Origin of the sequence: Anaeromyxobacter terrae (assembly GCF_022690685.1) — a bacterium.
Taxonomy (GTDB): domain Bacteria; phylum Myxococcota; class Myxococcia; order Myxococcales; family Anaeromyxobacteraceae; genus Anaeromyxobacter; species Anaeromyxobacter terrae.
Window position 1 is genome coordinate 42,234 of record NZ_JALCYY010000021.1, and the last position, 26,509, is coordinate 68,742.

Genomic DNA, 26,509 nt, shown 5'->3' on the forward strand with positions numbered 1-26,509 from the left:
GGCCTCTATCTCGACGCCTTCTTGCCGAACACGATCACGCTGACCCTCGCCGGCGCGCTCCGGACGCCGCCGTCCTCGACCTGGAGCTCGAACCCGTAGGTGCCGGGGGCGGCGGGCTCGAACGCCGGCCTCGGCGACCCGGGATCCAGGAGGGGCATCCAGGGACCAGCCACCTGGGTCCAGCGGTAGACGAGCGGCCCGTTCCCGGTGCTGGCGGAGCCGTCCAGGCTGACCGTGTCGCCCTCGAGGGCGGTGGCGGGCGCGGTGGCGACGGCGCGCGGCCGCGCGACCCCCGGCGCGTCCGCGTCGAGCTCGACCTGCACCGGCACGCCGACGGAGGCGCCCTCGCGGACGACGAGCTCGAACACGTAGTGCCCCGGCGCGAACGGCACGACCGTCGCGACCGGGCGATCGGCGTCGGTGAGGCCGGCCTCCGGACCCGAGACCTGCCGCCACGCGTGCGTGAGGCGGCCTCCCGCGGCGGCCCGGCTCCGGGCGCCGTCGAGTCGCACCGGCGCGCCCGCGTCCACGGCCGGCGCGCTCACCTCGGCGAAGGCCATGGGGAGGCCTTCCGCGGGGCCGACGTACACCTCCACGCGCGCGGGCGGCGCGGTGATCTTGTTGTCGCGGACGTGCACGGTGAACGCATAGAGGCCGGGCTCCGGCGGCACGAACGTGGGCGCGCCGGCCGCCGCGTCCGAGAGCGCCACGGGCGGCCCGGACTCCTGCGTCCACGCGTAGCGGGGCTTGCCGTTCCGCGACTCGCTCCGCGTCGCGTCGAGCGTCACGAGCTCGCCGACCGAGGCCATGAGCGGGCTCGAAACGAGGGCCGATGGGGCCATCGCCTTGCCCACGGCGTACACGCCGCCCTCCTCGGTCGCGGCCGCGCCGCGCGTGTCGGTCGCGGTCAGGGCGAACGCGTAGTAGCCGGGGACGTCGGCCGTGGCCACGAGCTCGGGCCCGCCGCTGGGCGCCACGAGCGGCGCGCCGATCGTCTGATCCCACCGCAGCCAGAAGGCGTCGCCGTTCGCGTCCGAGGTGAGGCTGCCGTCGAGCACGAACGGCTCGCCGGCCCGCGTCACGACGAGGCGGGTCGGATCGGGCCGCGGCGGCACGTTCAGGATCTCCACGCTCACCCCCGCCGGCGAGCTCGCCACGCCCGCGCAGGACGCGACGCCCTCGAACGCGTAGACCCCGGGCGTGCGGGCGATGAACCGCGGCGCGCCGGAGGCGCCGTCGAGGAGCCTCGCCGCGGGCCCCTGCACCTGCCGCCAGCGGTACGTGCACGCCGGGAGGCGCGTCACGAGCGACGACGAGAGCTGGACGAGCCCGGGCGGGCTCGAGGCGGGGGCGCGCGCCGCGAGGAGCGGGACCTCGCGGGAGAGCGGATCCGTGCCGGCGAGGACCTCCTCGCCGTCCGCGAAGCCGTCGCCGTCGGAGTCGGCGTTGCGCGGGTCGGTCCCGTACGCGAGCTCATGGAGGTTGTCGAGCCCGTCGCCGTCGGGATCGGCGAGCGCGTCTCCCGCCCAGAAGGGGGACAGCCCGTGCGCCAGCTCCCAGTCGTCCGGCAGGCCGTCGCAGTCGCTGTCTCCGGCGCAGGTCGGCAGCGGCGCCCCGCTGCCGTACCGCTGCAGCGTGCCCGCGTCCTGGTTCGCGACGAGGAGGTCGCCGCTGGCGAGGAGCTCCACGTCCGCGGGCTGGAAGAGCTGCCCCGGCCCCCGGCCGAACGTGCCCACGGTGCCGAGGGCCAGGCCCGCGCGGCTCACCACCTGCACGACTCCCTGGAACGCGTCCGCCACGTACACGCGGCCGGCGCGGTCGACCGCGAGGCCGGCGGCGCGCGTGACCTGGCCAGGCCCGCCGCCGAACCCGATGATCGAGCTCACGTACGTCCCGTCGGGCCGGAACGCGTGGACGAGCTTGCCGCTCTCGTTGGTCTCCAGCGCCACCCAGACGAGCCCCGCGGCGGGGTCCAGCGCGACGTCCACCGGCTCCTTCAGCACGGTGGTCCCGGCCTGCGCCAGCGTGACCGCCACCGAGCCGTCGGCCCGCAGCGCGCGGACGCGGTTCGCGTGGCGCTCCGCGATCCAGAGCAGGCCGTTCGCCTCGTCCCACGCCATGCCGACCGCGCCGGCGGCGGCGCCGCTCGCGATGGAGCCGAGCACGCGACCGCGCGCCGGATCGAGCAGGAGGAGCCTGCCGTCGCGCAGCGAGGCGTAGAGCCCGCGCGAGGAGGTGGCGATCGAGAGCGGGACGCCCGGGAGCGAGACCGCGCCCTTCAGCCCGCCGTTCGCCGTCAGGAGGAACAGCGAAGGATCGCGGCCGTTCACCGCGTAGAGCTCGCCCGAGTCCGCCACGGCGATGCGGCGCGGCGCGGAGAGCGGCGCGGAGAGCCCGCCCTCGTACAGCGCGATGGTCGAATAGATCGACGCCGCGGCCGACGCCGCCTGTCCGGCGTCGTTGGTCGCGGTCACCGTGATCTGGGCCCACCCCGCGCTCGCCGGCGCGGTCCAGGTGGCGTTCGCCCCCGCGCCGACGATCGTGCCGGCCGAGGCGGTCCAGGCGTAGGCCAGCGGCCGCCCCGCGGGATCCCTGGCCGTCACGGACAGTGCGCTCTCGGAGCCGGTCAGGACGGACGCGCTCGGCGCGGAGAGCGCGTCGATGATCGGGGAACCCTCGGCCGCCAGCGCAGCCGCCCGGCCGGCCACGGACAGCAGGACGAGCGCAGCCCGCAGAGACCGTGAGTGAGCTATCGCCATGAGGGCACGCGTCCTGCAACGCACGCGCCGAGTGCGCCCCTGGTGGGCCGCCTCCTTCCACCTGTGCAACCCCGGGGATCATCCGGCGTTTTGCCGTCCGTTGATCCCTGACAATCCGCCTTGCCGCGGGGTCGTCCAGGACCGGTGACTTACCGCGAACCCGGGCGCCGGCGGGCGCGATCCCTGCGAGCTGCGGCAAGAGCGCGCAGGGCGGGACGAGCGCGTCGCGCGCGCGGCGTTCCTCGCCCTGCCCCTGTCTCGACGGGCGGGCCCAAGCTCACGGGCCCGTGAGCGGCCTCCGCGCCACGAGCCGCGCCTCGTGCCGGCCCGACTCGAGCCAGCCCTCCTCGTAGCGCACGATCTCGAGCCCGCGGACGAGCGTCGGGAGCTCGCCGTCGTCGAGGAGGTGCGCCGGGCCCGGGCGCGGGTGGCGCTCGAGGTTCGTCCGCGTCGCGTGCGCGACGACGAGGAGGCCGCCGGTCGCGAGCTCCGCGGCGACGGCGGCCAGGAGCGGCCGGTGGAGGAAGTACGTGCAGAGGACGAGGTCCCAGGGCCCGGCCGGCAGCGGCGACGCCTCGAGGTCGATCCGGAGCGTCTCGATCGCGAGGCCCCGCGCGCGCGCCTCGCGCGCCGCCCGCTCGAGCGCGACCTCCGACACATCGGCGAGCGTGACGTCGAGCCCGCGCCGCGCGAGCCAGAGCGCGTTCCGGCCGGAGCCTCCGGCGACGTCGAGCGCTCGCCCGCGCCGCGGCAGGAGCGCGTCGAGCGCGTCGAGGAAGGGCGAGGGATCGGGGACGGCGTCCTCGTCGCGGTACCGCGCGTCCCACCGCTCTCGATCGCCCTCCGCCACGCTCCTCCTCCCCGACACGACGCCTCAGAGCGCCATGACCGCGTCGGGCAGCTCCGTGATCCGCTCCCCGCCGCCCTCGCCGACCGCCCAGGTGTTCTCGATGCCGATCGCGCCGAGCCCGGGGAGCACGAACTTGGGCTCGATGGCGAGCACCTGCCCGCGCACGAGCGGCGTGTCGAGCCCGGGCGCCAGCACCGGCAGCTCGTCGAGCTCGAGGCCCACGCCGTGCCCGACGAAGCGCGCCTGCGCGCCCGGCGGCCCCATGAAGCGATCGCCCAGCCCTTCCCGCTCGGCGAGCGCCTTCGCGCGCGCCCAGAGCTCCGAGGGGATCGCGCCGGGCACGAGCCCCCGCACGACCTCCTCCTGGATCGCGAGCGCCACCTCGAACGCGCGCGCGAGCTCGGGCGCGAGCCGGCCGCAGACCGCGATGCGCGTCATGTCGGTGACGTAGCCCGCCTTCATGGCGGTGTAGTCGAGGAGGATCGGGACGTCGCGCGGGATGGGCTCGACCGACGCGCCGAGCGGCGAGGACGGCGACAGCCCGCGCCCGGTGACCGGCCCGTCGAAGTAGCTCGGCGCGGTGGCGGACCCGGCGGCGAGCGCGAGCCCCATGAAGAACTCCTGGTTGAACCCGCGCAGCCGCGGGCTCCCCTCGTTCCCCGCCTTGCGCATGCGGTACTCGATCTCGGCGGCGAGCTCGACCTCGCGCATGCCGGCGCGGAGGAACGAGGGGACCTCGCGGAAGACGCCGCAGAGGAGCGCCGCGGTCTCGCGCATCCGCTCGAGCTCCCAGGGCGACTTCACGCTCCGCTGCACGCGGAGCGGCGCGGAGACGTCCGCGAGCTCCGCCCCGAGCGCCCGGGCCCAGAACCGCTCCACCGCGCCCGGCGCGACGTCGAAGGTGAACCCCACGCGCCTCGGCGCGCCCAGCGCCGCCGCGAGCTCCTTCGAGGAGGGGAACGGGCGGACGTCGGCGAGCGGGCTCTCGGCCCGGGCGCGCTCGAGGCTCTTGCGCACGAGCAGCACCGCGTCGCCGGCCGCCGGCACCCACAGCGCCGCGTTCTGGCGCGTGCCGGACAGGTAGAAGACGTCGGTGGCGTGGACGAGGACTGCGCCGTCGAGCCCCTGGGTGCGGAGCGTCTCGCGGAGCGCGTCGATCCGGCGCTGGCATTCGGTGGCGGGCGTCATGGCCGGCCAGCATGAAACGGACCGGGCGTGGCGTGCAACGGGGCAGCCGTGACCGGGCGCCACCTTCCCCGGAGGTCATCGCCCGTGGATCCGACGCACTTCCTCTATCTCGCGCGCCCGCCGCGCCCCACGTTCGTCCACGACGCGACGCCGGCGGAGCGGGAGATCATGGGCAGGCACTCCGCGTTCCTGAAGGAGCTGCTCGAGCAGGGAAGGCTCCTCCTCGCCGGCCCCTGCCTGGACGGCGCCTACGGCGTCGCGATCTTCAAGGTGACCGACGCCGCCGAGGCGCGAGCGCTCGTGGAGCGCGATCCCGCGGTCGTGGCGGGGCTCTTCACGCCGGAGCTGCATCCGGTATTGATCGGGCTGCTCGCGGGGTGAGGCCGCCCGATCGGGAGCCGCTCAGGAGGTCATGGAGAGCCACGCGAAGGCCGCGATGAGCGCGAGGAGGCTCAGCGCAGCGACGATGACCGCCCCGGCGCCGCCCCTTCGCTCGACGCGATAGCGCTCGACGCCCGGGCTCGCGAGGCGCGCGCGGACGGTGTCGTCGAGGTATCGCCGAGCGGTATCCGCGAGGCGTGGCATCTTTGCGCCCATCGCACACTCCCTTCGCCGCGAGCCATCCTAGCGCAGGTGCGGCCGCGCCGCGTCGCCGCCACGCGCTCATCGCGGCCTCTCGCCGATGGACCCTGCCTCGGTGCGTGCCGCCGCCTCGTCGGAGCCTGCCCCGTCAGGCAGGGCGGGCGGACCGGCCTCGGCCGGGCTACGGTTGCGGGGTGAGCGAGATCGAGATCCGGAAGGCACGCCCAGAGGACGCACCGACGCTCGGGCGGATGGGAGCGACCCTGGCGCGCCTGCACAACCGGATGGACCCCCGGCGCTTCTTCGCGATCCGCGGGATGGAGGAGGGCTACGCCTCCTGGCTCTCCAGGGAGATGGCGAGCCGGAAGGCGGTGGTGCTCGCGGCGATCGCGCGTTCACGCGGGCGCGAGCGGATCGTCGGGTACGCGTACGGCCGGCTCGAGGGGCGAGACTGGAACACGCTGCGCGATCCCTGCGGCGTCGGCGTGGACGTCTACGTCGTGCCGCGCGCGCGCCGCCGCGGCGCGGGCCGCATGCTCATCGAGGCGCTCGTCCGTGAGCTCGGCCGGCGCGGAGCGCCCCAGGCCGTCATCCAGGTCGCGGCGCGCAACGACCGTGCGCTCGCGATCGCCGAGGCAATGGGATTCCGCAGGACCGTGGTGGAGCTCGCGATCGATCCCGCCGAGATCCGCGGCGCGTGAGCCGGCGTGAGCGGTCGAGCGTGCTCTCCCGGTGAGCTGCCGCACGTGAATCGATCTCGACGAGGAGGCGCACTCGCGACCGCCGCGACGCCGACGGCGGTCGCGGCGGGTGGGCAGGTCACAGGTCGACCCCCGCCGACGCGCCGGTCGCCTCGGCTCGGCTCGCGGTGACGCGTCCCGCCGCCGCGCGCGCGAATTGAATCGCGCGCTCTGGCGGGAGCGCCACGCCTTCCGCGAAGACAGCCTCGAAGGCTTGCGTCCCCAGAGCCCGACGGAGCTCGCCCTCCAGGTTGTCATTCAGGACCCGGTCGAGAACCCAGACGCGGGCGCCCACGGAGCGGCGAACCCCTTCCGCGGCGCCGAACAGGAGCGCGCCGAGGCGCGGATGTCCGCGATGCAGGCCGACGGCACCGAGCGCCTCGAACACCCTGGCCATCCCGTCGCGGTTCTGCATCGAGGTTACGATCTCGAGCGCCTCCTGCAGCGGGGCGATCGCGCGCTCGAAGCGTCCGCTCGCCACGAGCGTCCAGCTCAGGCTCACGAGGATCATGCTCCGCAGGAAGACCTCGCCCGCCTCGCGCAGCGAGGCGGCACCCTCCTCCTCCATCGCGGCCGCGTCGGCGAGGCGGCCCTGCATCAGCAGCACACGCCCGAGCCCGAACATCGCACACGCGGCTCCAAAGACGTCGTCGCGGGCCTGGAACGTGGTGAGCGCTCGACGAACGATGCGCTCCCCCTCGGTCGCGTCACCGGTCAGCGCGACGCCGGTTCCGAGCATCACCGCCGCGAGCGCCGCGTGCTCCTCGTCGCCGAGCCGGTCGAGTGCGGCCTGCGCTGCGGCCAGGCTCGGCACAGCGTGCTCGTACTCGCTCCGGCCCACGTCGGCGATCCCGAGCACGAGCTGGGCGAGCGCCCGCTCGCGGTCGTCCAGCGAACCCGATGCGAGCGCCTCCTGCATCCACGCCGCCGCCGCGGTGAATTCGCTGCGAACCCACCAGTAGCGCCACAGGGTGAGTCCCATGCGAGCGACGGCGCCGCTTCTGCCCCTGTCCGCGAGCCATCGCATCGCGGCCCGCAGGTTCTCCGCCTCGTCGTCGATCCGGCTCGTCCAGATCACCTCGTGGCGGATGGCTTCGCCGCGGTACGCGAGGACGTACGAGCGCTCGGCCCAGTCGAGGAAGTGCTCGGCGTGCCGCGTCCGGAGTGACTCCTCCTCTCCGCGCTTCCGGAGCTGCTCCGACGCGAACTCGCGTATCGTCTCGAGCATGGCGAACCGGATCGGGCCTGCCGCGCCGGACGCGTTGCCGCGGATGAGGCTCTTGTCGAGGAGCGACGACATGCCCTCGAGGACGTCCGAGTCCGGACCGCAAACCGCCTCGGCATCGCTCAGCGTCCACCCGCCCCGGAACACGGCCAGTCGCGCGAAGAGCTTCCGCTCCGAGTCGCCGAGCAGTCCGTGGCTCCACTCCAGCGCAGCTCGGAGCGTCCGGTGTCGTTCGGGCATGTCGCGCGGGCCGTGGACGAGGAGCCCGAGCCGGTCCTCCAGGCGGTCGGCCAGCTCGTCGAGGGGAAGCACTCGCACGCGCGCGGCCGCGAGCTCGAGCGCGAGCGGCAGGCCCTCGAGCTTTCGGCAGATCTCCGCGACGCTCGGCGCGTTCTCCGGCGTGAGCGCAAACCCCGGCAGCGCCGATGCAGCGCGTTCCACGAACAGCCGGGCGGCCTCGGATGGCGCTGCTGCCCGGCCTTCGGTCTCCCTCCCGGAGACCTCCAGCGGCGGCACCTCGTATCCGCGCTCACCGGCGACCTTCAGGAGCTCCCGGCTCGTCACGAGCATGCGGACGCGGGGGCACGCGGCGAGCAGCGCCGTGAGCTCCGGAGCTGCCGCGATCACGTGCTCGAAGTTGTCGAGGACCAGCAGCAGCTTCCGCGTGTGGAGATAGCGGACGAGCGTCTCCATCCGACTGACGCCCGGGATCTCCGCGAGCCCGAGCGCGTTGCACATGGCGGGGACCACCTGGCTCGGCTCCGCCAGGGCGCCGAGGAACACGGGGACGACGCCATCCCGGAACCGATGGTGCAGCCCCCTCGCGACCTGCAGCGCGAGGCGGGTCTTTCCGATCCCCCCGGGGCCGGTCAACGTCACCATCCGTGCGCCCGACTCCCGCAGCAGCGCGCGCACCCCGCGGATGGCCTCCTCGCGTCCGACGAACGTGGTGGTCGCCTCCGGCAGGCGCGCGTGCGTGGACTCCTCCCAGTCCGTCGAGGCGTTCGCTCGCGATGACTCGAACCGCTCCGAGAGGAGGGTCGCGAGGTCGTCCTCGAGCAGCGCGCCGAGCTCCTCCGCGTTCGAGAAGCACTTGTAGGATGCGCGGGCGTCGCGCTCCATGCGCGCGAGCAGCGCCTCGAGACGCGGCTCGCGACCGGCCCTCGGCTCCTTCACGTAGATGAGCTTCGGCCGGTCGCCGCTCAGGTCGTATTCGTCCTCGACACCGCTGACCGTCTCCCCGGGCGCGATCCACCCGTACCGCTGCCAGTAGATGCCGACGAAGACGTGGCTCTGCGCGAGATAGGCCTGGTACAGCGCTCTGGGGGGATGAGGTCTCGCCCCGAGCTCGAACATCACCGGCGTCAGCCGCAGGCGGTCGACGGCGGCCCGCGCCAGGCGCCGCTCCTCGGCCAGTTCACCGAGCGTGGAGCTGATGAACACGCGAACGCGCTGATCCGGCGTGCGGATGACGCGCGCCGCGCTCGAACCTCGGGCTGTCGCCGCGTGCAACATGGCGACCCTCGACAAGCGCGACCCTTCACCACACCCCGACGATACGCCCGCCCTGTAGCGCCCGGCCTCTGGGAATCGGTGAGCCCCGAAATGACGCACACGAGCAGCCGGCCCCGTGCGCGGGGAAACCCGGGGACGCCCGGGCGAACGAACGCACGTGAGCAGGTGCATGCTCTGGCCGCTCGCTCCCGAGCCAGGCAATCGGGGTGAACGAGCGCTCCTCGTGTTCGAGCTCGCGGGGCCGGCGAGCCGGCTCGAGGGAACAGATACGGAACGCGCTGTCGCGTCGCGCCCGCCGCGCGAACCCGACGTCCCTCGCCGCCTCCATCCTGCGCGGGAGGGTTCACGAATGATTCGTGCATCGCTCCCGCCGCGCGCGTAGAGCGACCTCAACTGGACGGGAGGGTGATGACATGCGCGCATCGATCACGGCTTGTGCATTGTTTTGCCTGGTTGCGCTCGTCGGCGGAGCCGCGAAGGCGGCACAGGAGCTCGACTCGCCGAAGGCGGACCCCACGCATCACAAGGTGGAGCTCGAGAACGACCAGGTGCGCGTCGTGCGCTGGAAGATCCCTCCGCACGAGAAGACCGCGCTGCACGACCACCCGAGCCTCGTGAACGTCCTGCTCACCGACGCGGATCTGAGGCTCACCACGCCGGAGGGGAAGACGTCGGAGGTCCACGGCAAGGCCGGCACCGCGGCGTGGCGAGGTCCGACCGTCCACGTGGCCGAGAACATCGGCGACAAGCCTGTCGAAGGCATCCTCGTCGAGCCGAAGGGAGCGGGGAACGCCGCCTGGACCCCGCCGCCGCGCGACGCCGTGAAGGTGACCCCGCACGACAAGGTGGAGTTCGAGAACGACCAGGTGCGGATCGTCCGGTACGCGTACGCGAAGGGCGACAAGTCACCGATGCACGATCACCCCGCGGGCGTGCAGATCACCCTCACCGACGCCCACGTCCGCCAGACCACGCCCGACGGCAAGACCACCGAGGTCTCCGGGAAGGCCGGGGCGGTCCATTACCGTCCACCCCTCACGCACGCGCTCGAGAACATGGGCGAGCGGTTCGAGGGGATCCTGGTGGATCTGAAGGGCGCGCCGGCCAGGTGATCGGGGTCCGGCCCCTCCCGCCCTCGTCAGGCGACGCGCGGGCTGCCCGGCGCCGCGGAGGGCGCGGACGGGGTGAGGCGAGCGGGGTCCCACGCAGGGTTCCGCTCGTGCATCCCGGAGAGCACGCCGATCATCCGGCTCATCACCTGCGCCGGGCTCGAGGTCCCCCCGACCGCCTCGTACACCCCCGCGGCCACCGCGTGCGCGGCGTACGCGCCCTCCGCGTAGCTTCCCGGCACCGCGCCAGCGCGCGCTCTCCCGCCCTTCGCTCCCCCCTCCCTCAGCTCTCGACGCAGCTCGGCGACGACGGCCTCGTCCTGGTCCCGCCAGTCCTGGATGTCCCGGAACGCATGTCCGTCCAGCGCGCGGAGCCGCGTCTGCACGATGGCCCGCGCGACGACGGCCGCAGCGGCCTTCGCCACACCGGCGGTCACGGCGACGTCGCCGAGCCGGATCCGCCCGAGGTCCCGGTCGGCCTCGGCGACCAGCCGGTCCGCCCACCGCGCCGCGCCCTCGAACGACAGGAGCCGCACCGTCTCGGCCGCGAGGTAGGCGCGGGCGATGTCCGCCGGGTGCGGGTCGTCCGTCCTCCCGACGTTTCGCAGCGACCCCGTGCCGCCAGCCGCCCCGTTCATCGCCCGGAAGTACCCGACGAGCCCCACCGCCGCGGCCGGCCCCATGTTGAGCACCCCGAGGACGTCCGACGCTGTCTCGTCGATGCGGTCCGCCCAGTAGTCCGCCACCGCGAGCCCCAGCTTCTCGGCGAGGAGCCGCTCCCGCACGACGCGCGCGAGCTCGTCGCGGAGCCCGTCGTCCGCGTCGAGGAGGTCGTGCCCCGCGGTCTCGTGCGCGAGGGCCGGCCAGGCGAGGAGCCCGCCCGAGGCGTTCGCGGCCGGGAGGCTCACCACCGCCGCCTCGACGTCGAGCGTCTCCGTGGCGGTCGCCGGCCAGGTGTAAGGACCGTCCTCGGCGCTGCCCCACCGGACGAGCGGCGGGACGACGCCGTGGTCCGGCGCCTTCACGCCGCGACGGTCCTCGGCGGAGAGGAACCCCTCGTACAGATCGCTCACGACCTCCTGGAACGCCGCCGTCGCGCGCGCTGCGTAGCCCTCCGCGTGCTGGAGCACTGCCTGCGCCACGTCGAGCAGGAGGCGCGCGGCCCCCTCGCGCTCCGGATCCTGCGCGAGGACGCGGGCGAACCCGCGCGCACCGAGCCGGTCGAGCGTCTTCACGAGCGGTTCGGCGACCGCGCGCCGGTACGCCGCCGGGAGCCTCGCGCTCGCCTTCTCGAGCCGCGCCCGCAGCGAGGCGAAGGTCACCGGGTCGGGCGGGCCGTCGCCGCCCGCGAGGGCTGCCGCGCGGGCGTCCTCGATGCACGCGGCGAGGCCTGCGAATGACAGCGGATCGGGAGCCGGGCGCGAGGCGACGGCCTGTGGCCGCGCGACCTCCGCCGGCGCGTGGAGCCGCTCGCGCCCGCGGAGCTCCCGAGCGCGGGCCGGGTCGAGGGCCGGCGGCTCGCCGATCGAGTCGAAGCGTGGAACGGCGACGGCGGAGACGTTTCTCGGGAACATGTGCGCCCCTGGGTGGGTGGGGCGGGCGCAACTGCGACGGGCGTGCCGGCACTGCGGAGCACGGGACCCCGCGGCGCTCGAGGCAGTCTCCGGGACGCGCCGCGTCGCGCGCCGCCCCGCACCCGACCGCCCCGCGGCCGTGCGGTACGCGACGCGGTCGATGACTCACACATCGTGAAAGGCGGCGCGAGCGGGCGCGATGGGCGATCCTCCCCCGCTCGTGCTTGGACGGGCTCAGCCCGAGCGGATCACAGGCCGCTCGCCCTGAGCTCGTGAAGGGAGAGGCGTGGGGCTCGACTCGCGTGGACGGCCATCACGTGCTCGAGCTGCAGGCGCACGCGCCGCTCGTGGCGCCCGCGGGGATCGCGCAGTTGCCGGAGCAGCACTCGCCGTTCACGGTACAGCTTGCGCCCGCCTGGACGCAGGTCGGCGTGCACGCGCCGCTCGTGGCGCCCGGCTGAACGGCGCAGCTCCCGGAGCAGCAGTCGCCGTTCACGGTGCAGCTCGAGCCCGTCCCGGCGCAGGTCGGCGTGCACGCGCCGCTCGTCGCGCCCGGCGGGATCTCGCACCCGAGCCCGGAGCAGCAGTCGCCGTTCACGGTGCAGCTCATGCCCACCATGCCGCAGAGCGGTGGCGGCGGCGACGCGACGCACGCGTACTTACCGCGATTTCCGTCCGGGAGGCAGCTCGTCCCGGCGCAGCAGGTCGTGTCGCCTGCCCCGCTGCAACGCGCGCCTTCCGACATGCAGGCGAAGCACCGCAGGATCTCGTCGCGATCCGGAACGCACCGGCCGTGGTCGCAGCATTGCTCGCTGAACTGGCAGAGCTCCGCGAGCGGGATGCACGTCGCGGGCAGGCCGCAGACGCCGCCGTCACACGCGCCCGCGCAGCACTCCGCGGAGAGGCGGCAGGCCTGCCCGTTCGCGAGGCACAGGGTGACGGGGAGCGCGGGAGGGCACGCGCGCGTGCAGGTTCCGTCGAGGCACGCGCTGCCGCTGCAGCAGGTCTCGCCGTTCGCGCACGACCCGCTCGCGTCCACGCAGCCGGGCGCGACGCACGCGCCGGCCGTGGCGTCGCAGGTCAGGCCCGAGCAGCAGGCGAGGCCGCCGGTGCACGGGTTCCCCGCGGGGGCGCACGTCGCGCCTTCCGCGGTCGCGGCCTCCTTGCAGGCGGTCGCGACGAGCGACAGGGCGACGACGAGGGGCAGCCCCCGATTCCACCTCGCACGCGGCATGGATGCTCCTCCCCGGAGCCGAGAGGAATAGCACCCCGCGTGCTTGACGGACAGTACGCTGACTCCCGGAGTGAATGTAGGCGTGCCGCCCCGACCTGGGCCGTCCTGCTACACCTGCGCGATCCGCCGGGGCCTCACCGCCCGAAGGCGCGCAGGAAGGTCCGCACCGCGCTCCGCACGGTCTCGCGGATCCGGGCGTCGGCTGGGCGCTCGAGGATCCCGAGGCGCGCGCGCAGCACGAGGTCCGACTGGCAGAGGCTCACGAACTGCACCGCCGCGGTCCTCGGGTCATCGATCGAGAGCGCGCCCTTCTCGTGCCAGCGCTGGAGGTAGCTGGCGATCTGGGCCTGCAGCGAGTTCGGGCCGTGATCGAACAGCGTCTGGCCGATCTCCGGGAACCGTACCGACTCCGCCTGCGCGTGGCGATAGAGGGCCACCACCGCGGGAGAGAGGAGCAGGGCCACGACCTTCTCGCCCGTCTCCAGCAGCGCCTGCTCGAGGTCGCCCGCGGGCTCGGCGAGGGACGCCCGGACACCGTCGCGCAGGGCGTCGACCTCCTCGGAGAAGCACGCGACGAAGAGCCCCTTCTTGTCGCCGAAGTGGTTGTAGACGGTCGCCTTGGAGACGCCGGCGCGCGACGCGATCACGTCCACGCAGGCCCGCTCGAACCCGAGCTCGCCGAACGTGGCGCGCGCCCCGGCGAGGATCTGCCGCCGCTTCGCGGGCGAAAATTCTGCTGTCCTGGCGCCATCTTCGCTCATTCGTGCTCACTATACTGAACGGTTCAGTATTGACCGTCAACAGGTGCGACAGTATGTCTTGCGGCTCGCCGGAGCGCTCGTCCGGCGTGAACCGAGCAAGCGAAAGCCGCGAAATGACTTCTCCCTTCGAGACCTCGCCCGTCGCTCCGCGACGCGCGCACCCGTTCCCCCGGCGCGCCAGCGCGTCCCTCGCGACGATCGCGGCCCTCGCGCTCATCGCTTCCGGGTGCGAAAGGACCCAGGCAAAAGGAGCGGCCGCCGCGGCCCGTCCGGTCGAGGTCGGGGTCGTGACGCTCACGCCGTCCGAGGTGACGCTCGTGAAGGAGCTGCCCGGCCGGACGTCCGCGTTCCGCGTCGCCGAGGTCCGGGCGCGCGTGAACGGGATCGTGCTGAAGAGGCTCTTCACCGAGGGCAGCGACGTGAAGGAGGGGCAGCCGCTCTTCCGGATCGACCCCGCGCCCTACCAGGCGGCGCTCGACAGCGCGAAGGCCTCGCTCTCGCGCGCCGAGGCGAAGGTCGCGTCCGCGCGGCTCCAGGCGCAGCGGTACACGGAGCTCGTCGAGGCGAACGCGGTGAGCCGGCAGGAGCACGACGACGCGGTCGCCGCGCTGAAGACCGCGGAGGCCGACGTCGCCGCGGGGCGCGCGGCGGTGCAGTCGGCCCAGATCAACCTCGGGTACACCACCGTCACCTCCCCGGTGCCGGGGCGCATCGGGCGCTCGGCCGTCACCGAGGGCGCCTACGTCCAGCAGGCGCAGGCGACCCTGCTCGCGACGGTGCAGCAGCTCGACCCGCTCTACGTGGACGTCACGCAGTCGAGCACCGAGGCCCTGCGGCTGCGCCGCGACCTCGAGAGCGGGAGGCTGCAGAGCGCTGGGAAGAACCGGGCGAGCGTCACGCTCGTGCTCGAGGACGGCCGCGAGTACGACCAGCGCGGCACGCTGCAGTTCTCCGACGTCTCCGTCGATCCCAGCACCGGCTCCATCTCGCTGCGGGCGATCTTCCCGAACCCCCGCGGCGGCCTCCTGCCCGGCATGTTCGTCCGCGCGCGCATCAACGAGGGCGTGAACCCCCAGGCGCTCCTCGTCCCGCAGCGGGGCGTCACGCGCGATCAGAAGGGCCAGCCCACCGCGCTCATCGTGAACGCGGAGCGGAAGGTCGAGCTGCGGCAGCTCGTGACCGACCGCGCGGTCGGCGACGCGTGGCTCGTCACCGACGGCCTGCGGGCCGGCGATCAGGTGATCGTCGAGGGCCTGCAGAAGGTCCGGCCCGGCGCCGAGGTGGTCCCGGTCCCCGCCGCGTCCGCGCGGCAGGCCGCCCGCTAGCGCGGTCGCGCCACCCCCAGGAGAACGACACCCGTGGCCAGGTTCTTCATCGATCGCCCCATCTTCGCGTGGGTCGTCGCCATCATCGTGATGCTGGCGGGGGCCCTCGCGATCCTGTCCCTCCCCATCGCGCAGTACCCGGCGATCGCGCCGCCCATCATCAGCGTCAACGCGACCTACCCCGGCGCGTCGGCGAAGACGCTCGAGGACACCGTCACGCAGGTGATCGAGCAGAAGATGAACGGCCTCGATCACCTGCGCTACATGTCCGCCACGAGCGACTCGGCCGGCAACGCGAGCGTGACCCTCACCTTCGACGCGGGGACGAACCCGGACATCGCGCAGGTCCAGGTCCAGAACAAGCTGCAGCTCGCGATGCCGCTCCTCCCGCAGGACGTGCAGCGCCAGGGCGTCCGCGTCGCGAAGGCGGTGAACAACTTCCTCCTGATCGCCGGCTTCGTCTCCGAGGACGGCAGCATGAGCCGCAACGACCTCGCGGACTACGCCGTCTCGACGCTGGTGGATCAGGTGAGCCGCGTCCCCGGGGTCGGCGACGTGCAGGCGTTCGGGTCGCAGTACGCCATGCGGATCTGGCTCGACCCGGAGAAGCTCACCAACTACGGGCTCACGCCGCTCGACGTGAGCGCCGCGGTCCAGGCGCAGAACGCGCAGGTGTCCGCCGGCCAGCTCGGCGGCGCGCCGGCGGTGAAGGGGCAGGAGCTCAACGCCACCATCACCGCGCAGACGCGGCTCCAGACCACCGAGCAGTTCCGCGACGTCCTCCTGCGCGTCAACCCGGACGGCTCGCAGGTGCGGCTGGGCGACGTGGCGCGCCTCGAGCTCGCCGGCGAGAGCTTCGAGATCGAGAGCTATTACAACGGCAAGCCCTCGGCCGGCATGGGCATCAAGCTCGCCAGCGGAGCGAACGCGCTCGACACGGCGCAGGCGGTGCGCGCCCGGCTCGACGAGCTGTCGCGGTACTTCCCGCCGGGGATGAAGGTCGTCTACCCGATCGACACGACGCCGTTCGTGCGGCTCTCCATCGAGGAGGTCGTCAAGACGCTCCTCGAGGCGATCCTCCTCGTGTTCCTCGTGATGTACCTGTTCCTCCAGAACTTCCGCGCGACGCTCATCCCCACCATCGCCGTGCCGGTCGTGCTGCTCGGCACGTTCGGCGTGCTGTCGGCGGCGGGGTACAGCGTGAACACCCTCACCATGTTCGGGATGGTGCTCGCCATCGGCCTCCTCGTCGACGACGCCATCGTCGTCGTCGAGAACGTCGAGCGCGTCATGAGCGAGGAGGGGCTCTCGCCCCGGGAGGCGACGCGCAAGTCGATGGGGCAGATCACCGGCGCGCTCGTCGGCATCGCGCTCGTGCTCGCGGCGGTGTTCGTGCCGATGGCCTTCTTCGGCGGGTCGGTCGGCGTCATCTACCGCCAGTTCTCGATCACGCTCGTCTCGTCGATGGCGCTGTCCGTCCTCGTCGCGATGACGCTCACCCCGGCGCTGTGCGCGACGATGCTGAAGCCGGTCGCGAAGGGGCACGCCCTCGAGCGGCGCGGCCTCTTCGGCGCGTTCAACCGGCTGTACGACCGCGGCAGCACGCGGTACCGCGCGGTGGTGCGGGTCCTGCTCGGCCGCACCGGGCGCGCCATGCTCGCCTACGTCGCGATCGTCGCCGCGCTGGCCGTGCTCTTCCTCCGCGTGCCGACCGCGTTCCTCCCCGAGGAGGACCAGGGCCTCCTCTTCGCGCAGGTGCTGCTGCCCCCGGGGAGCACGATCGAGCACACCCGGGAGGTCATGGCGCGCGTGTCGGATCACCTCCTCACCAACGAGAAGGACGCGGTCGAGTCCGTGATGAACATCGTGGGCTTCAACTTCGGCGGCCGCGGCCAGAACGCCGGCGTCGCGTTCGTGAAGCTGAAGGACTGGAGCGAGCGCAAGGACGCGCGGCTCAAGGCGAAGGCGGTCGCCGGGCGCGCCATGGCCGCGTTCGCGGGGATCAAGGACGCCATGGTGTTCGCGTTCGTCCCGCCCGCCGTCTCCGAGCTCGGCAACGCCACTGGCTTCGAGCTCCAGCTCCAGGATCGGGGCGGCCTCGGGCACGAGCAGCTCGTCCAGGCGCGTAACCAGCTCCTCGGCCTCGCCGCGAAGAGCCCGGCGCTCGCCAAGGTCCGCCCCGCGGGCCTCGAGGACACCCCGCAGTACAAGGTCGACGTCGACCAGCAGAAGGCCGCCGCCCTCGGCGTGTCGCTCGCCGACGTGAACGCCACGCTGTCCTCGACGTGGGGCGTCGCGTACGTGAACGACTTCATCGACAAGGGGCGGACCAAGCGCGTGTACATGCAGGCGGACGCGCCGTTCCGGATGCAGCCGGCGGACGTGGAGCGCTGGTACGTCCGCAACCGCCAGGGCCAGATGGTGCCGTTCTCGGCGTTCTCGACCGGCCGCTGGACCTACGGCTCGCCGAAGCTGGAGCGCTTCAACGGCCTGCCGGCGGTGGTGATCCAGGGCGAGGCCGCGCCGGGCCGGAGCACCGGCGACGCGATGGCCGCGGTGGAGGCGCTGGTGAAGCAGCTGCCCGCCGGGGTCGGGTTCGAGTGGTCCGGGCTGTCGTACGAGGAGCGGCTCTCGGGAGCGAACGCGCCCGCGCTGTACGCCATCTCGCTCCTCGTCGTGTTCCTCTGCCTCGCGGCCCTCTACGAGAGCTGGTCGATCCCGGCGGCGGTCATGCTGGTCGTGCCGCTGGGCGTCGTCGGCGCGGTGCTCGCGACGCTCCTCGGCGGGCTCGCGAACGACGTCTACTTCCAGGTCGGCCTGCTCACGACGATCGGGCTCTCGGCGAAGAACGCGATCCTCATCGTCGAGTTCGCGAAGGAGCTGCGCGAGCGCGGGCGAGGGGTGGTGGACGCGGCGATCGAGGCGGCGCGCATGCGCCTCCGGCCGATCCTCATGACCTCGCTCGCGTTCATCCTGGGCGTCCTGCCGCTCGCGCTCGCGCGCGGCGCCGGCGCCGGGAGCCAGAACGCGATCGGCTTCGCCGTCGCAGGCGGCATGATCTCGGCGACCGTGCTCGGCGTGCTCTTCGTCCCGGTGTTCTTCGTGGTCATCGGGCGCCGCGCGAAGGCGACCGCGGTGGAGCCCGGCGCCGAGTCCGACTCCGGCGAGGCGGACGGCGACGGCGAGGGCGAGGCGCTCCATGCGTAGCGCCCCGCTCGTCGCCGCGACCGCCGCGGCCGGGGTCCTCCTCGCGAGCTGCACGCTCGCGCCGCGCTACCGGCGCCCCGCGGCGCCCGTCTCCGGGCAGTGGCCCGAGGGCGCCGCAGCCGAGGCGGCGCGCGCCCAGGCACCCGGCGCCGCGCCGGCCGACCTCGGCTGGCGCGACGTCTTCGGGGACCCGCGCCTGCAGGCCCTCATCGCGCTCGCGCTCGAGAACAACCGCGACCTGCGCGTCGCCGCGCTCAACGTCGAGCTCGCGCGCGCGCAGTACCGCATCCAGCGCTCGCAGGAGCTCCCCACGGTCGGGGCGACCGCGAGCGCCACGCGCCAGCACCTCGACGCCGACGTGAGCCCCACCGGCCGCGCCACCACGAGCACGCAGTACGAGGTCGGCGCGGGCGTGACCGCGTTCGAGCTCGATCTGTTCGGGCGGGTGCGCAGCCTCAAGCGGTCGGCGCTCGAGCAGTACCTCGCGACCGAGGAGGCCCGGCGGAGCGCGCACCTCTCGCTCGTCGCGGAGGTCGCGACCCAGTACCTCGCCGCCCGGGCGCTCGACGACCAGATCGCGCTCGCGCGGCAGACGCTCGAGACGCTCCAGTCCTCGTACGACCTCACGCGGCGCAGCTACGACGTCGGCCGCACCTCGGAGCTCGACCTGCGCACGGCGGAGGCGCAGGTGCTCTCGGCGCGCTTCAACGTGGCCGCCTACGCGCAGCAGCGCGAGCAGGCGCAGAACGCGCTCGTGCTCCTCGTCGGGCAGCCGCTGCCGGCGGGGCTCCCCGCCCCCGAGCGGCTCGAGGCGGAGCCGCTCCTCGCCGAGCTCCCGCCCGGCCTGCCGTCGGAGCTCCTGCAGCGACGGCCGGACATCCTCGGGGCGGAGCACGCGCTCAGGGCCGCGAACGCCAGCATCGGCGCTGCGCGCGCCGCGTTCTTCCCGTCCATCACCCTCACCGCGTTCGGCGGCACGGCGAGCGGCGAGCTCTCCGGGCTCTTCGGCGCGGGCTCCGGCCTCTGGAGCTTCGCGCCGCAGCTCTCCCTGCCGCTCTTCACCGGCGGCCGCAACCGCGCGAACCTCGACGCGGCCGAGGTGCGGCGGTCGATCGAGGTCGCCCGCTACGAGAAGGCGATCCAGGTCGCGTTCCGCGAGGTCGCCGACGCCCTCGCCGCGCGCGCGTCCCTCGACGAGCAGCTCGCCGCGCAGACGGCGCGCGTGGAGGCCGAGCAGCGGCGGTACACGATCTCGGACCTGCGCTACCGCAAGGGCGTCGACAGCTACGTGACCGTGCTCGTCGCCCAGCGCGACCTGTACGCGGCGCAGCAGCAGCTCATCCAGTCGCGGCTCGCGCGGCTCGCGAACCTCGTCAGCCTCTACAAGGCGCTGGGCGGCGGCTGGCTCGAGCGGTCCGCCCAGGCAGCGGCCGCGGCCCCGGCGCCTTCACCGGCACCGTAACGAGATCGCCCGCCGCGCGTACTCCTCCTCCAGCGCCCCACCCCATCGGCGCGGAGGAGAACGAGATGCGCACGAAGCTTCGCCTCACCCTCGCGGTCGGGCTCGCCCTCGCCGCCACGGCCCCGGCCCTCGCGGAAGACCGCGGGGCGCTCTCCGGGCACGACGACGTCGATTACGGCAAGGAGCCGGCCGCGCCCGCGTGGACCGCCACGGTCCCCGCCCCGAAGCAGGACGACTCGAAGATGCAGCCGCCCGCTCCGGCGCCCGGCATGGAGCGGAAGAGCGGCGTCGCGACCGACGGCGGATACGACGCGACGCGGATGCTGCCCACGGACCGGTGACGCGAGCGCCGCGGCGAGAGGTCGCCGCGGCCCGGCCATCAGTGCGCCAGCCGCTCGGCGAGCCAGCGCGCCTGCCAGGCGCGCTCGGCCTCGAACGCCGCGAGCCCGCCGCCCACCATGGAGGCGAGCACCGCGGCGATGTAGGAGCTCACGGCCGGGCCGACGCGCAGCGCGCTCTGGGCGGCGTCGGCCACGAGCTCGGCCGCGCGCGAGACGGAGCCCGCGCCGCTCGCCGCGGCCGCGATCGCCTCGAGGTCGGTCGCTCGGGCGAGCGCGTCGCGCGTGGCGGCGGGCACGTGCGGCAGGGCGAGGTCCCGGGCGCGCAGCGCGCACGCCCGCGCGTAGTCCCCGGCGAGCGCCCGATCCCAGGCGTCGACGCGCGCGAGGAGCCGCGCGCGAGGCGCCGCGACCTGGTAACGGGCCGCCCGCACCGGCTCGTCGAGCTCGATCCGCCAGAGCTCGTCGGCGAGCCAGTACGGGAGGTCGTCCGCGCGGCAGGCGTGGATCCAGAGCTCGGGCCGAGCGGCCGCGGCGCTCACCCACTCGCCCGACGTGGGCCACTCGAAGCGCGTGAAGGGGGCGAGCGCGCCCGCAGCCAGGAACTTGAAGGCGATCACGATCCACCTCCGGAGCCCTTCTTCCAGTCGCGGAAGGTCGCGAGCAAGGCGTCGCGCGCCTCGGGCGCGAGCGACTCCTCGGTGAGCTCGCCGGCGCTCTCGAGGACCTGGCGCATCTGGGCGAGGTAGGTGCGGCAGAATTCGCAGTAGGTGAGGTGCAGCTCGAACCGGGTCCGCTCGTCCACGGGCAGGCTCGCCTCGAGGTAGTCCGTCACGAGCTCGACGAGCTCGCGGCAGGAGAGATCGGGGACAGCGGGCGTCACGGCAGGCCCTCCCGGCCGAGGCGCTCCTCGAGGAAGGCCCGCACCTTCGAGCGGGCGCGGTGGAGCAGCACCCGCTGGTTCACCTCGGTGATTCCGAGCAGCGCGCACACCTCGCCGGAGTCCCAGCCGTCCACGTCGCGCAGCGACATGACCGTCCGCTGGGCCTGCGGGAGCGTGTCGAGCGCCTCGGCGACCAGCGCCACGAGCTCGCTCGACTCGACGCGCGCGTCGGGCCAGGGCGCGGGCGGCTCCGCCCAGTGGCCGGCCCAGCGGTCCTCGTCTCCCCGGAACCGATCCGGCGACACCGACGGCGCGTCCTCCTCCTCCTCCGGGCCGAGCGACGACATCGGCACCGAGCGGACCTCCTTCAGCCCGCGCGCCTTCGCGCAGTTCACGAGGATGCTGAAGATCCAGGACTTGAGGGACGAGCGCCCCTCGAAGAGGTGGAGCCCCCGGAGGACGCCGACCCAGGTCTCCTGGACGACCTCCTCCGCGATCGCCTGGCTCCGCACGAACGTGGTCGCGACCCGCACCATCGCGCCGTGATGGCGGGTCACGAGGGCGAGGAACGCCGCCTCGTCGCCGGCACGGAGGGCCGCGAGCTCTCGCTCCTCGGTCGTGATCCCGGCCGGCTCCGACACGCTCGGCGGCTCCATCCGCGGCACCTCCCTGCCCCCCGGGCGCAGCTCGCGGGGGATGTAGCTGGCAGGGTGCGAGCCCACCGCGCTTCGACGGGGACGGCCGTTGGGAGTCGGGCGACTCCACCTCGCGCGCAAGAGGCAGGCGGGGACGCACGGGCGGCTGCCCGGCGAGCCCCGCCCGCTCGAGTAACGTCGGTGGCCCTGCGGGCCTCTACGTCTCCGAGGACGCGAGGAAGGCGGGGAGCGAGGACGGTCATGGCGCACGCGAACGACGAGCTCGGCATGAGGCAGGCGGCGTTCCGGAGCTGCATCACGGGCGCGGTGGTCGCCACCGGACCGTTCCACGACGTGAGCCTGCTCCCCGGCGGCCTCGACGCGGACCTGGAGGAGTGGCAGGCGGGGTTCCTCACCGTCGCGGGGCGGTTCCTGGACCGACGCGAGGCGGCGGCGGCGCTCGGGCACGCCGGGCGCCTGGAGGCGTGCGCCTACTTCTCCGGCGACGCGCGCCCGACCCTCGAGGCAGGCCACGTGGAGAGCTGGCGCGGGCGGCGCGCGGCCTGAGGGGCCTTGCGGTCAGGCGCCCTGCTCGGAAGCGTAACGGTGGCCAGCTTTCTTCAGACCCCTCGCGTGCGGTCGTGCCGTGCGCGCGCCCCCGGGAGACCGAGCCATGGACCTCGACGCGATCATCATCGGCAGCGGCCAGGCGGGCGTCCCGCTCGCCACCCGCCTCGCGAAGCACGGGCGGAAGGTGCTCCTCGCCGAGCGCGCGGAGCTCGGCGGCACGTGCACCAACACGGGCTGCACGCCGACGAAGACGCTCATCGCGAGCGCCCGCGCGGCCCACGTCGCGCGGACGGCGAGCCGGCTCGGCGTGCACGTCGAGACGGTGAAGGTGGACTTCCCCGCCGTCATCGCCCGGAAGGACGCGATCGTCCGCCACTGGCAGGAGAGCATCGCGCGGCGCCTCGTCGACGCCGGCGCGAACCTCCGGCTGGTTCGCGGGCAGGCGCGGCTCGTCGGCGAGCGGACCGTGGAGGTCGAGGGCGAGCGCCACCGCGCCGCGACGGTGATCCTCAACGTGGGCGCCCGGCCGGTCGAGCCGCCCATCCCCGGCCTCGGCGGCGTGCCCTGGCTCGACAACCGGCGCGTCATGGAGCTCACCGAGGTCCCCTCGCACCTCGTCGTGGTCGGCGGCGGCTACATCGGCTGCGAGCTCGCCCAGGCGTACCGCCGGTTCGGCGCCGACGTGACGATCGTCGAGCCGGGCGCGCACCTCCTCGGCCACGAGGACCTCGAGGCCTCGGAGGCGATCGAGGGCGTCTTCCGGGACGAGGGCATCGCGCTCGCGCTCGGCGCGAGCGTCGAGGAGGTCTCCGGCGAGTCGGGGCGCATCACGGTCCGGCTCTCGAACGGGCGCGCGCTCCCGGGCTCCCACCTCCTCGTCGCCACCGGGCGGCGGCCCAACACCGACGACCTCGGCGCCGACGCGGCCGGCGTGAAGCTCGACCGGCACGGGTTCGTCGAGGTTGACGATCACTACCAGTCGAGCGCGCCGGGCGTCTACGCGGTGGGCGACTGCGCGGGCGGCCCGCAGTTCACGCACGCGGCCTGGGACGATCACCGGCTCCTGTTCGACGTCCTCGCGGGGAAGCGCGGCCGCGGCCGGAAGGACCGGCTCATCCCGTACACGGCGTACACGGACCCGCAGGTCGCCGGGGTGGGGCTCACCGAGCGTGAGGTGAAGGAGAAGGGGGTCGCGTACGAGGTGGCCACCTGGCCCTTCGCGCGGATCGCGCGCGCGGTCGAGACCGACGAGAAGGCCGGGGTCGTGAAGGTCCTCGTCGATCCGGTGACGGAGCGGATCCTCGGAGCGTCGATCGTCGGCGCCGAGGGGGGAGAGCTCATCCACGTCTTCGCGGCGCTCATGCAGGCCGGCGCGCCGGCGCGCGCGGTGGTGGACATGGAGACCGTCCACCCCTCGTTCGCCGAGGGGCTCCAGTCGGTCGTCATGTCGCTCCAGCGGTACGCCCTGCCGTGAGCGACGCGACGACCGGCGAGCTCCCCGGCGAGCTGACCTGCCGCGAGCTGGTCGAGCTCGTCACCGAGTACCTCGAGGGCGCGCTCGCCCCGGACGAGCGGACGCGCTTCGAGCTGCACCTCGCGGTCTGCCACGGGTGCACCCAGTACCTGCACCAGCTCCGCGCGACGCTGCGCATCGCCGGCCGGCTCTCCGAGGAGTCCCTGCCAGACGAGGCGCGCGCGAGCCTGCTGCGCGCGTTCCGCGAGTGGAAGCGCCGCCCGCCGGGCGGGGCGTGATGACGACGGCCTGCGGCCACCGGCGCTACAGGCCGCGCCACGCGTCACGCGATGCGCAGGCGGCGCCGCCAGAGCAGGCTCGCGCCTGCCGCCGCCAGGAGCACCCCGCCCACGTGGAAGGCCAGGAGGTGCGGGACCTCGCTCTGCAGTCCGCAGGTGACCTGGAGCGCAGCGTCGCCGGCCAGCGCCCCGGCCGCCGCCGCGCCCGCGATCGCGGAGCGCGCCGGCGAGGTGGTGCCCCCGCGAAGCGCGAGCCAGACCGCTCCGACGACCAGCGCCGCCGAGGCGAGCTCGCTGACGAGGCAGTTGGGGCCCGGGGCTCCGGCGATCGGGGCCCCCGCGGCGGCGAGGCCCGCGAGGAACGTCGCGACCACGCTCCCCCCGATGACGAGCAGCGGCCTCCGCCTCGCGGCCGCGGCGAGGCCGGCGGCGAGGAACAGCAGCAGGCCCGCCCGGGCCCAGTCCGCGATCGCGCCGGAGCGGCTCCGCGCGAGCGCCACGAGCATCAGCACCGCCACGCAGGCTGCCGCGATCGACCCGGCCGTGCGCCGCCGGGCCTCGCGCCGGAGCTCGGTGACGATCGCCCGGGACACCCGCTCGAGCGCCCCCGCGGACAGCGGCACGCGATCCGCGCGCTCGATGAGGAGATGGAGCCGCTCCGCCTCCTGGAGCGCGCGGGCGCACTCGGCGCAGCCCTCCGCGTGCGACCAGGCGGCCGCCCGCTCCGGATCGTCCGGGGGCAGCGCGGCGAGGCCCGGCGCGCCGGCGCTCACGTGCTCGTGCGCGGTCATGACGGATCCTCCGCCACGAGATCGGCGAGGGCGCTGCGCAGCTGCCCGTAGGCTCGAAAGGCCCGCAGCTTGGCGGCGCCCTCGGAGATGCCGAGCACCCTGCCGATCTCCGCGAAGCCGAGCTCCTCGAAGCGGTGCAGGTGGACCACCACGCGCTGAGGCTCGGCGAGGCCGTCCAGGGCGGCCCGCACACGCTCTGCCCGCTCCTGTGCGAGGACGGCCTCTCCGGCGTCCTGGGCGCCCGGGTCCGCGACCCCGTCGTCGTCGTCGCTCTCCTGCACCTCGCGTCCCTGCCTCCTCAGCCAGTCGATGCGCACGCGCCCCGCGATGGTGAAGACCCAGGGGCGCAGCCGCTCCCGTCCCCGCCAGCTCGCTCGTGCGGCGTGCATCTTCAAGAAGGTGCTCTGCAGGAGATCCTCCGCCACGGCTCCAGGCCCGACCGATCGCACGAAGAACGCGTGAACGGACGGCGCGAGGGCACGGAACAGGCGCTCGAACGCTCCCGCGTCACCCGCGACGTAGGCCTCCATCAGGGCCTCCTCGTTCACCTGACTCCGCATACGCGCGCCGGCGGCTCCCGGTTACGCAGCCCTGGCAGTAACCGGCGCCTCCGGTCGCGCGTACTCGGAACACCCCAGGAGCGCACGTCCTGGAGGGAACGATCGGAGCGAGCGATGCCGCACGTGAGCCATCCCGGAGCCGCGCAGGGGGCCCTCGTGGCGTTCCTCTGGCTGTCGACCCTCGCCTGCGGGGCTCGAGCCAGCGGAACCGAGCCCTCGCAGCGTCCCGCCGTCGCGCAGGAGACCCCGAAGATGTCGACCTTCCAGAAGCCGTCGGACGAGGAGCTGCACAGGCGGCTGACGCCCGAGCAGTACCGGGTCACGCAGCAGGACGGCACCGAGCCCGCGTTCCGCAACGCGTACTGGGACGAGCACCGGGCCGGCATCTACGTGGACGTCGTCTCCGGCGAGCCGCTCTTCAGCTCGCTCGACAAGTTCGACTCCGGCACGGGCTGGCCGAGCTTCACCCGTCCGCTCGATCCGGCGAGCGTCACGACCCGCACCGACCGCGGCCTCCTCTTCACGCGGACCGAGGTCCGCTCGCGGCTCGCCGGCTCGCACCTGGGGCACGTCTTCGACGACGGGCCCCCGCCCGCGGGGCTGCGCTACTGCATGAACTCCGCGGCGCTGCGCTTCGTCCCGGTCGAGCGGCTGGCCGAGGAGGGCTACGGGAGGTTCCTGCCGCTGTTCGAGTCGGTGGACGCAACGTCGGCTTCGAGCGACGAGAGGAGGAGCCCGTGAAGCTGGCCTTGTTCCTCGGCGTGCTCGCCGCCGCCATCGTCACGGTCCAGCTCCTCGCCTCGCCGGCCCGCGCCGGACGCGGCGGCGGCGACGGGCAGATCGGCAACCCGAGCCTGGGGACGAAGCCGGGTCACGTCGGCCACGGCACGGCGCTCGTCCCCTCGGGGAAGAACCAGCTCGCGATCTTCGCCCAGGGCTGCTTCTGGGGCGTGGAGGAGCGCCTCCGCAAGGTCCCCGGCGTCGTGGCGACCGCGGTCGGCTACACGGGCGGGCGGACCCCGAACCCCAGCTACGAGGACGTGAGCTCTCACACGACCGGGCACGCCGAGTCGGTCCTGGTCGAGTTCGACCCCGCCCAGGTGAGCTACGCGGAGCTGCTCGCGTTCTTCTGGAAGACCCACGACCCGACGAGCGGCGATCGCCAGGGCCCGGATCGCGGCAGCCAGTATCGGTCCGCGATCTTCACGTTCGGCCCGGAGCAGCAGGCGGCCGCGCTCGCCTCGCGCGCCGAGGAGCAGAAGCGGCTCAAGGACCCGATCACCACCGAGATCGCCGCGGCCGGCCCGTTCTGGCTGGCGGAGGACTATCACCAGCAGTGGGACGAGAAGCACGGCGCCCTCTCCTGCCCGGTGCCGCACCGGCCGAGGGCGAAGTAGCAGCGGCGAGGCGCGTCACGGGCCGTCGCCGCGCAGCGCGAGGACGCCGCCG

Annotated in this window: 25 protein-coding genes; 12 read left to right on the top strand and 13 right to left on the bottom strand. The window is 74.0% G+C overall.

Going from position 1 to position 26,509, the window contains the following annotated elements:
• Positions 1–5 precede the first annotated feature (5 nt).
• The 3 genes from MNY62_RS11460 to MNY62_RS11470 all read right to left on the bottom strand — a co-directional run bounded on the left by MNY62_RS11460 (position 6) and on the right by MNY62_RS11470 (position 4,797).
• Positions 6–2,759 carry a PKD domain-containing protein gene (locus tag MNY62_RS11460; protein ID WP_242344289.1) on the bottom strand — a complete coding sequence of 918 codons (2,754 nt, stop codon included), beginning with the start codon at positions 2,757–2,759 and terminating at the stop codon, positions 6–8.
• A 277-nt stretch (positions 2,760–3,036) separates the two neighbouring features.
• Positions 3,037–3,609 (bottom strand): class I SAM-dependent methyltransferase, encoded by a 573-nt coding sequence (locus MNY62_RS11465; RefSeq protein WP_242344290.1) that lies wholly within the window; start codon positions 3,607–3,609, stop codon positions 3,037–3,039.
• A gap of 24 nt (positions 3,610–3,633) precedes the next feature.
• The gene (locus tag MNY62_RS11470) at positions 3,634–4,797 is read right to left on the bottom strand and encodes a M24 family metallopeptidase (RefSeq protein ID WP_242344291.1); all 1,164 of its coding nucleotides are present in this window, start codon (positions 4,795–4,797) and stop codon (positions 3,634–3,636) included.
• Between the two features lie 84 nt (positions 4,798–4,881).
• On the opposite strand from MNY62_RS11470, the gene MNY62_RS11475 reads away from it, so the two are divergent.
• Positions 4,882–5,178: a YciI family protein gene (locus tag MNY62_RS11475; protein ID WP_242344292.1), complete on the top strand. Its 297-nt coding sequence runs from the start codon at positions 4,882–4,884 to the stop codon at positions 5,176–5,178.
• Positions 5,179–5,199: 21 nt separating this feature from the next.
• Here the strand turns inward: MNY62_RS11475 and MNY62_RS11480 are convergent, their stop codons facing one another.
• Positions 5,200–5,382, bottom strand: coding sequence for a hypothetical protein (locus tag MNY62_RS11480; protein ID WP_242344293.1), 183 nt, complete (start codon positions 5,380–5,382; stop codon positions 5,200–5,202).
• Positions 5,383–5,630: 248 nt separating this feature from the next.
• On the opposite strand from MNY62_RS11480, the gene MNY62_RS11485 reads away from it, so the two are divergent.
• Complete coding sequence (locus MNY62_RS11485) at positions 5,631–6,080, top strand: GNAT family N-acetyltransferase (protein WP_242344294.1); 450 nt, start codon at positions 5,631–5,633, stop codon at positions 6,078–6,080.
• Between the two features lie 118 nt (positions 6,081–6,198).
• On the opposite strand, the gene MNY62_RS11490 is transcribed toward MNY62_RS11485, so the two are convergent.
• Entirely contained in the window at positions 6,199–8,787 is a 2,589-nt protein-coding gene (locus tag MNY62_RS11490) for an ATP-binding protein (protein WP_242344295.1), read from the bottom strand.
• 485 nt (positions 8,788–9,272) lie between these two features.
• Here MNY62_RS11490 and MNY62_RS11495 point away from each other — a divergent pair, with 485 nt between their 5' ends.
• Entirely contained in the window at positions 9,273–9,971 is a 699-nt protein-coding gene (locus tag MNY62_RS11495; RefSeq protein ID WP_242344296.1) for a cupin domain-containing protein, read from the top strand.
• Between the two features lie 26 nt (positions 9,972–9,997).
• Here the strand turns inward: MNY62_RS11495 and MNY62_RS11500 are convergent, their stop codons facing one another.
• The 3 genes from MNY62_RS11500 to MNY62_RS11510 all read right to left on the bottom strand — a co-directional run bounded on the left by MNY62_RS11500 (position 9,998) and on the right by MNY62_RS11510 (position 13,537).
• Positions 9,998–11,542, bottom strand: coding sequence for a hypothetical protein (locus MNY62_RS11500; protein ID WP_242344297.1), 1,545 nt, complete (start codon positions 11,540–11,542; stop codon positions 9,998–10,000).
• Between the two features lie 313 nt (positions 11,543–11,855).
• The gene (locus MNY62_RS11505) at positions 11,856–12,776 is read right to left on the bottom strand and encodes a solute carrier organic anion transporter (RefSeq protein ID WP_242344298.1); all 921 of its coding nucleotides are present in this window, start codon (positions 12,774–12,776) and stop codon (positions 11,856–11,858) included.
• 134 nt (positions 12,777–12,910) lie between these two features.
• A complete protein-coding gene (locus tag MNY62_RS11510; RefSeq protein WP_242344299.1) occupies positions 12,911–13,537 on the bottom strand; it encodes a TetR/AcrR family transcriptional regulator in 627 nt (208 codons plus the stop codon).
• Between the two features lie 287 nt (positions 13,538–13,824).
• Between MNY62_RS11510 and MNY62_RS11515 the strand changes: the two genes are divergently transcribed.
• The 4 genes from MNY62_RS11515 to MNY62_RS11530 all read left to right on the top strand — a co-directional run bounded on the left by MNY62_RS11515 (position 13,825) and on the right by MNY62_RS11530 (position 19,872).
• Positions 13,825–14,862, top strand: coding sequence for an efflux RND transporter periplasmic adaptor subunit (locus tag MNY62_RS11515; protein WP_279426458.1), 1,038 nt, complete (start codon positions 13,825–13,827; stop codon positions 14,860–14,862).
• Between the two features lie 33 nt (positions 14,863–14,895).
• Positions 14,896–18,069, top strand: coding sequence for an efflux RND transporter permease subunit (locus MNY62_RS11520; protein WP_242344301.1), 3,174 nt, complete (start codon positions 14,896–14,898; stop codon positions 18,067–18,069).
• Positions 18,062–19,531, top strand: a complete 1,470-nt coding sequence (adeC, locus tag MNY62_RS11525; protein ID WP_242344302.1) for an AdeC/AdeK/OprM family multidrug efflux complex outer membrane factor — start codon at positions 18,062–18,064, stop codon at positions 19,529–19,531. The genes MNY62_RS11520 and adeC overlap by 8 nt, the downstream gene beginning before the upstream one ends.
• 65 nt (positions 19,532–19,596) lie before the next feature.
• The gene (locus tag MNY62_RS11530; protein ID WP_242344303.1) at positions 19,597–19,872 is read left to right on the top strand and encodes a hypothetical protein; all 276 of its coding nucleotides are present in this window, start codon (positions 19,597–19,599) and stop codon (positions 19,870–19,872) included.
• A gap of 38 nt (positions 19,873–19,910) precedes the next feature.
• On the opposite strand, the gene MNY62_RS11535 is transcribed toward MNY62_RS11530, so the two are convergent.
• From MNY62_RS11535 to MNY62_RS11545, 3 genes are read right to left on the bottom strand one after another with little or no spacing between them, the layout of a single operon-like run.
• Positions 19,911–20,489, bottom strand: a complete 579-nt coding sequence (locus MNY62_RS11535; RefSeq protein ID WP_242344304.1) for a hypothetical protein — start codon at positions 20,487–20,489, stop codon at positions 19,911–19,913.
• A complete protein-coding gene (locus tag MNY62_RS11540; protein WP_242344305.1) occupies positions 20,486–20,752 on the bottom strand; it encodes an anti-sigma factor family protein in 267 nt (88 codons plus the stop codon). Before MNY62_RS11540 ends, MNY62_RS11535 begins: the two co-directional genes overlap by 4 nt.
• A complete protein-coding gene (locus tag MNY62_RS11545; protein WP_242344306.1) occupies positions 20,749–21,408 on the bottom strand; it encodes an RNA polymerase sigma factor in 660 nt (219 codons plus the stop codon). Before MNY62_RS11545 ends, MNY62_RS11540 begins: the two co-directional genes overlap by 4 nt.
• A 240-nt stretch (positions 21,409–21,648) precedes the next feature.
• Here MNY62_RS11545 and MNY62_RS11550 point away from each other — a divergent pair, with 240 nt between their 5' ends.
• The 3 genes from MNY62_RS11550 to MNY62_RS11560 all read left to right on the top strand — a co-directional run bounded on the left by MNY62_RS11550 (position 21,649) and on the right by MNY62_RS11560 (position 23,709).
• Entirely contained in the window at positions 21,649–21,954 is a 306-nt protein-coding gene (locus tag MNY62_RS11550; protein ID WP_242344307.1) for a hypothetical protein, read from the top strand.
• 106 nt (positions 21,955–22,060) lie between these two features.
• Positions 22,061–23,431: a dihydrolipoyl dehydrogenase family protein gene (locus MNY62_RS11555; RefSeq protein WP_242344308.1), complete on the top strand. Its 1,371-nt coding sequence runs from the start codon at positions 22,061–22,063 to the stop codon at positions 23,429–23,431.
• On the top strand, positions 23,428–23,709 hold the full coding sequence (locus MNY62_RS11560) for an anti-sigma factor family protein (RefSeq protein WP_242344309.1): 282 nt from the start codon (positions 23,428–23,430) through the stop codon (positions 23,707–23,709). Before MNY62_RS11555 ends, MNY62_RS11560 begins: the two co-directional genes overlap by 4 nt.
• Positions 23,710–23,753: 44 nt before the next feature.
• Here the strand turns inward: MNY62_RS11560 and MNY62_RS11565 are convergent, their stop codons facing one another.
• Together MNY62_RS11565 and MNY62_RS11570 are read right to left on the bottom strand one after the other, a co-directional pair.
• Positions 23,754–24,500, bottom strand: coding sequence for a hypothetical protein (locus MNY62_RS11565; RefSeq protein WP_242344310.1), 747 nt, complete (start codon positions 24,498–24,500; stop codon positions 23,754–23,756).
• The gene (locus MNY62_RS11570) at positions 24,497–25,030 is read right to left on the bottom strand and encodes an RNA polymerase sigma factor (protein ID WP_242344311.1); all 534 of its coding nucleotides are present in this window, start codon (positions 25,028–25,030) and stop codon (positions 24,497–24,499) included. Before MNY62_RS11570 ends, MNY62_RS11565 begins: the two co-directional genes overlap by 4 nt.
• Before the next feature lie 153 nt (positions 25,031–25,183).
• On the opposite strand from MNY62_RS11570, the gene msrB reads away from it, so the two are divergent.
• Entirely contained in the window at positions 25,184–25,801 is a 618-nt protein-coding gene (msrB, locus tag MNY62_RS11575) for a peptide-methionine (R)-S-oxide reductase MsrB (RefSeq protein ID WP_242344312.1), read from the top strand.
• Positions 25,798–26,457 carry a peptide-methionine (S)-S-oxide reductase MsrA gene (gene msrA / locus MNY62_RS11580; RefSeq protein WP_242344313.1) on the top strand — a complete coding sequence of 220 codons (660 nt, stop codon included), beginning with the start codon at positions 25,798–25,800 and terminating at the stop codon, positions 26,455–26,457. Before msrB ends, msrA begins: the two co-directional genes overlap by 4 nt.
• Positions 26,458–26,509 lie beyond the last annotated feature (52 nt).